We start from the raw sequence: 6,785 nt of genomic DNA, 5'->3' as shown, positions 1-6,785 counted from the left end.
AGGTAAACTTTCGGAGTTCATCGTTAAGAATATGAACATGTGGCAAAACGCAAAGGATAATGCTTTCTTGCCTCTTGATATGATTCAGAAATCAATTGTAAAGACGGACGACTTTAAAATATTTGGTAGAGACGTCTACATTGGCTTTGATTTCTCACAGACCAATGATGATACCGCACTAGCATTTGTATTCCCTTATGTTGACACTGACGGATCACAAAGGTTCCACTTGTATCAGCATTCGTGGATTCCAATTGCTAAGGCCGGTTCGATTGAAGCTAAAGAACAACGGGACAACGTTAATTATCGTGACGTTGAACAGAAAGGCTTTGCAACGGTTACCCGTGATCGCTTTGGTCTGATTGATGAAGATGAGGTATTTAATTGGATGCTCCAGTTCATCGAAGAGAACGAGCTTCACGTTAAGGGAGTGCTTTACGATCAATGGGGCACAGGTAACTTTATCCGACGCTTGGATGAAATTAAAGAGGAGTATTTGATTATCCCGGTACGACAGGGGATTAAATCATTGAATGAGCCTACTAAATTCCTGCAAACATCATTTATTAAGCGAAACATTACAATGTTTGATGACCAAGCGATGCAACAAGCATTAGTTAATGCTGTGGTTGTTTCGGATAACAACGGTATCAAGGTCGATAAAAACGTTAATTCTCAGAAGATCGACATTGTTGATGCCGTCATTAATGCACTGTTTGAAGGCCAGTTCTACTTTACCGACTTTACCAACGTAGAAGAAAAAGCTACAAACTCGCCATTTGGCAATATGTCGGATGATGAAATTAGCGATTACTTTACTAAAAGTTTTGGATTTTAAGAAAGGAGGATAACTAATGAAAAATATTATTCCATATCTACCGGCTATTATGTTATTTATTGGCTTTTTGTTTATTTCAATTGGAGCGTTCTGGATGACAATTCCAGCCGGGTTTATCGTATTTGGTATATTACTGTCATTCTATTCGTTTCTAGTTGTCCCAAAGGGTGAAAAAGAATGAGTTTCAAAAATCCATTTGAAAACGTCAGATCATCAATTAGTGCAACTAGTGTATCTTCGTACATTGTTACTAGTGGATCGGTAGTTCCTAACTCTCTCGTGGGCGCAGAACTAGCTTTACAAAATAGCGATTTGTTTTCAGTTACTAGTTTGATAAGTTCTGATATTGCTGGGACAAAGTTTGTCGGATCATCTCCATTTATTAAATTGCTGAATAGGCCAAGTCGAATGACTAATTCATTTAGTTTCTGGCAAACAACATTACTCAATCTACTTTTAAGCGGTAACGCTTTTCTATTTATTAATAGGGATGCGGATGGAAACCCAGTTGATTTACAGCTTGTGCCTAATACAGCAGTAACAATCGATTTGACTCAGGATGTTTTGACGTATGAAATCAATCGATTTGATGATTATGAGGGAGGCAAGTTCCCGGCTAGCGATATTATTCATGCAAAATACATGGCGTATGGCTCGGATAGTTTGCACAATATCATAGGACATTCGCCACTTGAATCATTATCAGCTGAATTGGGGCAACAAAAACAGGCGAGCCGTTTATCCTTATCTACTTTGAAAAATGCTATAAACCCTACTGTTAAGATTACTATTCCGCAAGGAACTTTGACCGAGGAAGCAAAGGAAGCGGTTCGTGTAGGGTATGAAAAAATGAACTCAGGTAAAAATGCAGGCCGTCCTTTGGTGATGGATCAATCTGCTGATTTATCTATGATTTCAATTAACGCCGATATAGCCAAGTTCCTATCATCTGTCGATTGGGGACGTACTCAAATCAGTAAAGCATTTGGTGTACCAGATTCATACCTTAATGGAACGGGTGATGCACAATCATCGCTAGAAATGGCTACTCAAATGTATGTGAACGGTTTGAATAGGTACATTGAGCCATTACTTTCTGAGCTAAATTACAAGTTAGGGGGTGGTGTTGAACTAGATATGATGAATATTGTTGATTATTCTGGAGCGACTTATAAGCAGAACATGATTGATTTTGTTGATAAGGCAGTTTTGACCCCAGAAGATGCACGAAGTAGATTGATAGAAAGGAAATTGATTTAATTGTCTGATGAAAAAAGAACAGTTGAGTTGACGGATATTGAAATTCGTAGTGCCCCAGCCGATGGATTTGTTGGCCAAGTTGCAGGATATGCAATTGTTTGGGACACGCCTAGTACAAATTTGCCGTTTGTTGAAATCATTCAAGATGGCGCGTTAAATGATGTTGATCTAAGCAAGACATTAGCTCTTTATAATCATGATTTTGCTAACGTTCTTGGCCGAGTAGATGCCGGGACTCTAGTATTGAACATTGATAAAAAAGGGTTGGCATTTACTTTGGATATTCCAGATACTCAGTTAGGACGGGATGTGTATACCCAAATTAAAAACGGTAATCTTAAAGGATTGTCGTTCCGGTATTCTATTGGGCCTAATGGAGAGCAATGGAAAGAGGTTGATGGCGTGGCAACACGGTTAATCAGTAATATCGAAACTATGAGAGAAATCAGTATAGTTTCGGTTCCTGCTTACGATGACACGAATATTGAAATCACTAGAAGTTTTGAACAATTTACTAAATCGCAGGAATACAAACAAAAGATTGCATTAGTGCTATCTACTTACTGACTTGGATAATTTGCCAAGTCTTTTTTATTGGAAAGGAAAAACCAAATGAATCGATTAGAAAAATTAACTAAGCAACTCGCCGAGAAGCAAACCGAATTTAATACAAAGGTCGAGCAAGTGCGTTCGTCTGCAGATGATGAGAATACACCAGTTTCTGATGTCAAAGATGGAATGGATCAAATTAAGAAGTTCGAGCAAGAAATCGCAGATTTGAAAGCTCAAATCGCTACCTTGCAAGGTGCTAAGGATTTGCCGGATTCCGAAACTGAATCAGATGACGAAGAGACTCGTAATGATGACGAGGAGCTTAATAGTGCTGATGATGCAGGCGTTAAGAAGGAAGAAGTTACAACTAAGAAGGAAGAGACTCGATCAGGTCTATTGGGAGGAAAGAATATGAAGTCAACCGTTGCAAAATCAAAGGAAGTTACCGCATTTTTGGCATACTTGAAGGGCGAAGAAGTGCGTGATGGTGTTACTACAGTCGATGGGGCAGTAGTTATTCCAAAGCAAATCTTGGATATTCAAAAGGTGCCCACTGACGAGACAACGTTGTCAGCTTATGTGAACCGAGTTGCCGTTGCGTCCGGAGTTGGTGTTTTGCCAATTTTGGCAAAAAATACAGCACGACTCGCTTCAACTGCTGAGCTTGCTGAAAATCCTGAAATCGCTAAATTTAATCTTGGCGAAGTGGATTATAAGGCCGTAACTTATCGTGGGGTTGTGCCAGTATCAATGGAAATGTTGCAAGACGCCCCAGAGATTGGATCTGTTATTTCAACCTATGTTGCAGAAGCTAAGTCTTTGACGGAACAATACAAGATCGGAGAAGTTTTGCAAAAAGCTACCGCAGTTAAGGTGGCTGGCGTTGACGATATTAAGGATGCGTTCAATAAGGGCTTAGCTAATTACACGAAGATGTTTGTCATTACTGAATCTTTGTATGCGGAAATCGATAAGATGAAGGATGCTGATGGCCGTTATTTGTTGCAAGATTCTATTTCATCAGCATCAGGGAAGCAATTATTAGGCGCGCCTGTTTTGGTGGTTGCTGACGATGTCCTTGGAAAGGCAGGAGATATGTCAGCATTCGTTGGTGATGTTAAAGCATTCGCAATTGAAGCTTTGCGGTCTGACGTTTCTGTTGAATGGCAAGATGATGATATCTTCGGAAAGAAGTTAGCAGTTGCTTTGCGTGCGGATTGGCAAGTAGCAGACGCAAACGCTGGCAAGTTCTTGACTTACGCTCCAGCAACAACTACTAAGTAATACGGGAGTGAATTATGGCCGAGGGACAAATAAACGTGTTGACTGCTAAGACTTTAATGGATGAACTCCACGTGGACGAGAGCCCGGAAGAATTGCTAACAATACAATCTTTGATTAATGACGCCAGTGTTATTATCCGGGGATCAATCCGGGATGATTTAAGCGAAGAAGATGTCCTTAAAACAGCGGGTGATTTGTTTAATAGGCTCATATCCGCACTGGCAACACAAATGTATTACGACAGGACTCTAACTACTGGTTATAGTGCTGGAGTTCAAATTATGCTGAACCAATTACGGGCCAAAGTGTTAGGAGGTCAAGATGAAACCATCTGATTTTAATCACAAGGCAGAGTTCGGAAAGATTGAGACAGTTAAGAACAATAATACTGGTTCGACATCTAAGAAGTTCGTTCCTGTATTCTCATTATGGTTTGCGCCTAAAACTCGATCGATTGCTTTACAATTACAGTTGCAAGGCACGGAGCAAGCAGATACAAGAGAGATAATTGTTAAACATAATAAAAATTTGAATGAAACTATGTTGGTTAAAATTGACGGAGAGCAATATGACATAGTTAATATTTCATCTGACGACACAAATCAAATTATTAGTTATGACTATGTGACTATAAAGCGAGCTGGTGGCTGATATGGCCGAAGAGATGAGCTTTGAAGATATCTTGAATGCTTTTGTAAAAGAAGCTGAGGATGTAACTGTAAATATGAGTGTTGAGGATAAAGCTAGGATTACTAAAGCCGGCGCCGAGGTGTTTAAGTCGGAATTGGAGGCAGTGACCAAGGATAAGCACTATCAAGAAAGAAAAACCGGTAAAAATCCGCATCTTGCCGACAGTGTGATAGTCCAAAATACTAATATTGATGGTATGAAAAATGGCTCGTCCGTTGTTGGATGGGATAAAAAGAAAGCTTATGTAGGAAACTTTATTGAGAACGGTACTAAGTTCCCTATGTACACTAAAAATGGCCGTAAATACAAACACGGCGGAGAAGTAAATGTTGTTGGTGATCATTTTGTCAGGGATGTTCGCGAGTCTCCAGCCGTTCAGCAGAAGATGTTAGAGGCGGAAGCAAAAGCATACGGGCAAATCATTAAGGATAGAGGAGGCAATTAATGGATAGACCTGTAGTATTGGCACAACAAACGATATTAAACGGTAAATTTCCGATTGATGATGTCTATCTAGATGAAATCCCGGCGGAAATATTGAAAAATGATGACCTTTCCAAGACGCAGGCATTGCTGAAAGAAGCAAGGAACGAGCCTAGCGGTTGGGGAAATGAAACATTTACAAGTTTAGATATCGCTGTTGATATTCAAATTTTTTATAGTTTGGATTTTGACGAAAATATGACGATGTTTGAGGTTAATTTGATGAAGACATTCGAGCAAGATGGATGGCGCATATCTAATTCGCAACCACACTATTTAGATACCAGCTCATCTAGTGATATGCATCAAACAATCAAAAACATCACAGTATCAAAGAATATAACACTCTGAGGATTGGCAGACAGTCAGTCCTTTTTATTTTGGAAAGGATTTTATTAATGGCACAAGTAGGATTAAATCTTGTAAGTCTAGGACTTATTGATAAGACAACTGGAAAGCTTATCGTTGGAACGGAAGGCCTTTCAGAAACAGGAGTATTTGCAGTTACAACAGCAATGCTTGGTACTAAGACAGCTAACATCACTAACATCTCAACGAATGGTACAGCTATCTATGGAAACAACACTAAGGTAGATCAAACACAAGCAAAGGGTGAACCATCAGTTGCGCTTGATTTTAATAATCTACCATTCGAGATTAAGCAAAAGCTCTTGGGTCGTTTGAGCGATGGTAAGGGCGGATATTTGCAAGGAGATCGACCACAAGTAGCTTTGTTGATTGAGTCGCAAACATTGGATCGTAAGAACTCAATTTATTACGGTTTGGCAAATGGAGAAATCCAAGAGACGGCAGCCAATGTACAAACCGATACTAACAACGAAGTACGTGTCGATGATGCACTTACATTTACATCATTTGGTGTTGAGGCATGGAATAACGAAGCAATGAAGGTTTACTTCTCTGGTGCTGATAAGTTCGATAAAGCAGCCATGATGGCTGATGTATTTGGAGGTTACGCTGAGGCGACTACTACGCCCAGTGGAAGCGGAAACTAAGGTTAATGCGGAAGTCTTACAGCCAAGACAATAATGGCTCAAATGGGGTGAAAAGCCCATTTTTACATAACTCGCAATCATGAAAGGAATCAATTATGAATATTGTTGTTAAGCAACTACGTACAAAGCCATTTGAGGTTAAGAAGAGCACAAAGAATTTGAAGAAAACCTATCGTATGCAATTGGCAATGGCCACTATTCAAGATGTTGTAGACGACGATGGTGCATCCACGATACGACGCCAATTAGAATTACAAGATACAGTCGTTGACTATACGGTTGACATGCTCGGATTGACCGAAAAAGAAAAGGGCAAGTTGGAGGATTTGGAGTTTGACGAAGTAGTTGATATTTCAATTTACATTTCTCTACGTGTAACGGGCATGACAGACAAAGAGATTGAAGAGTCTCGAAAAGAAGATGAAGAGGATGAGGGTTTAGACCAAGCCCAGCCGAGCAAGTAATTAGGTTTCATAATTTATTGCTTGAAATAAAGTTGTTCGAAAAGGATGCGATGGAAAACTTGCATTGGGATTTGAATACCGTAGATGAACAGGACTATGCCGAGCTTATCGAAGTCCTATCAGCAAATAAAGATGATCGTATGGTTTCACCGGAAGAGATGGCTAAACAATGGGCGTCATTAAACTAGAGGAAAGGAG

At 39.7% G+C, this 6,785-nt stretch carries 12 protein-coding genes; all 12 read left to right on the top strand.

Annotation, left to right across the window (positions count from 1 at the left end):
• A partial coding sequence (locus ESZ50_RS01975; protein ID WP_246111494.1) for a terminase TerL endonuclease subunit occupies nt 1-838 on the top strand: 838 nt, incomplete at its 5' end.
• Nucleotides 839-854: 16 nt separating this feature from the next.
• Nucleotides 855-1,019 (top strand): hypothetical protein, encoded by a 165-nt coding sequence (locus tag ESZ50_RS11590; protein WP_187387518.1) that lies wholly within the window; start codon nt 855-857, stop codon nt 1,017-1,019.
• On the top strand, nt 1,016-2,098 hold the full coding sequence (locus ESZ50_RS01970) for a phage portal protein (RefSeq protein WP_148621926.1): 1,083 nt from the start codon (nt 1,016-1,018) through the stop codon (nt 2,096-2,098). Before ESZ50_RS11590 ends, ESZ50_RS01970 begins: the two co-directional genes overlap by 4 nt.
• Nucleotides 2,099-2,665 (top strand): HK97 family phage prohead protease, encoded by a 567-nt coding sequence (locus tag ESZ50_RS01965; RefSeq protein ID WP_148621925.1) that lies wholly within the window; start codon nt 2,099-2,101, stop codon nt 2,663-2,665.
• Nucleotides 2,666-2,710: 45 nt separating this feature from the next.
• Nucleotides 2,711-3,934 carry a phage major capsid protein gene (locus ESZ50_RS01960; protein ID WP_148621924.1) on the top strand — a complete coding sequence of 408 codons (1,224 nt, stop codon included), beginning with the start codon at nt 2,711-2,713 and terminating at the stop codon, nt 3,932-3,934.
• A 14-nt stretch (nt 3,935-3,948) separates the two neighbouring features.
• Nucleotides 3,949-4,269: a head-tail connector protein gene (locus tag ESZ50_RS01955; RefSeq protein WP_148621923.1), complete on the top strand. Its 321-nt coding sequence runs from the start codon at nt 3,949-3,951 to the stop codon at nt 4,267-4,269.
• On the top strand, nt 4,256-4,585 hold the full coding sequence (locus ESZ50_RS01950) for a phage head closure protein (RefSeq protein WP_148621922.1): 330 nt from the start codon (nt 4,256-4,258) through the stop codon (nt 4,583-4,585). Before ESZ50_RS01955 ends, ESZ50_RS01950 begins: the two co-directional genes overlap by 14 nt.
• A 1-nt stretch (nt 4,586) precedes the next feature.
• Complete coding sequence (locus ESZ50_RS01945; RefSeq protein ID WP_148621921.1) at nt 4,587-5,069, top strand: HK97 gp10 family phage protein; 483 nt, start codon at nt 4,587-4,589, stop codon at nt 5,067-5,069.
• On the top strand, nt 5,069-5,458 hold the full coding sequence (locus ESZ50_RS01940; protein WP_148621920.1) for a DUF806 family protein: 390 nt from the start codon (nt 5,069-5,071) through the stop codon (nt 5,456-5,458). The genes ESZ50_RS01945 and ESZ50_RS01940 overlap by 1 nt, the downstream gene beginning before the upstream one ends.
• 47 nt (nt 5,459-5,505) lie before the next feature.
• Nucleotides 5,506-6,123, top strand: a complete 618-nt coding sequence (locus tag ESZ50_RS01935) for a phage tail protein (protein WP_148621919.1) — start codon at nt 5,506-5,508, stop codon at nt 6,121-6,123.
• A gap of 95 nt (nt 6,124-6,218) precedes the next feature.
• Entirely contained in the window at nt 6,219-6,587 is a 369-nt protein-coding gene (locus tag ESZ50_RS01930; protein WP_148621918.1) for a phage tail tube assembly chaperone, read from the top strand.
• A gap of 50 nt (nt 6,588-6,637) precedes the next feature.
• Nucleotides 6,638-6,775: a hypothetical protein gene (locus tag ESZ50_RS11585; RefSeq protein WP_187387512.1), complete on the top strand. Its 138-nt coding sequence runs from the start codon at nt 6,638-6,640 to the stop codon at nt 6,773-6,775.
• Nucleotides 6,776-6,785: the final 10 nt, after the last annotated feature.

It is taken from the genome of Weissella muntiaci, from assembly GCF_008107635.1.
GTDB classification, from domain to species: Bacteria; Bacillota; Bacilli; order Lactobacillales; family Lactobacillaceae; genus Weissella; species Weissella muntiaci.
Note: the sequence above shows the minus strand (reverse complement) of the source record. Positions and strands in the feature narration are given on the sequence as shown.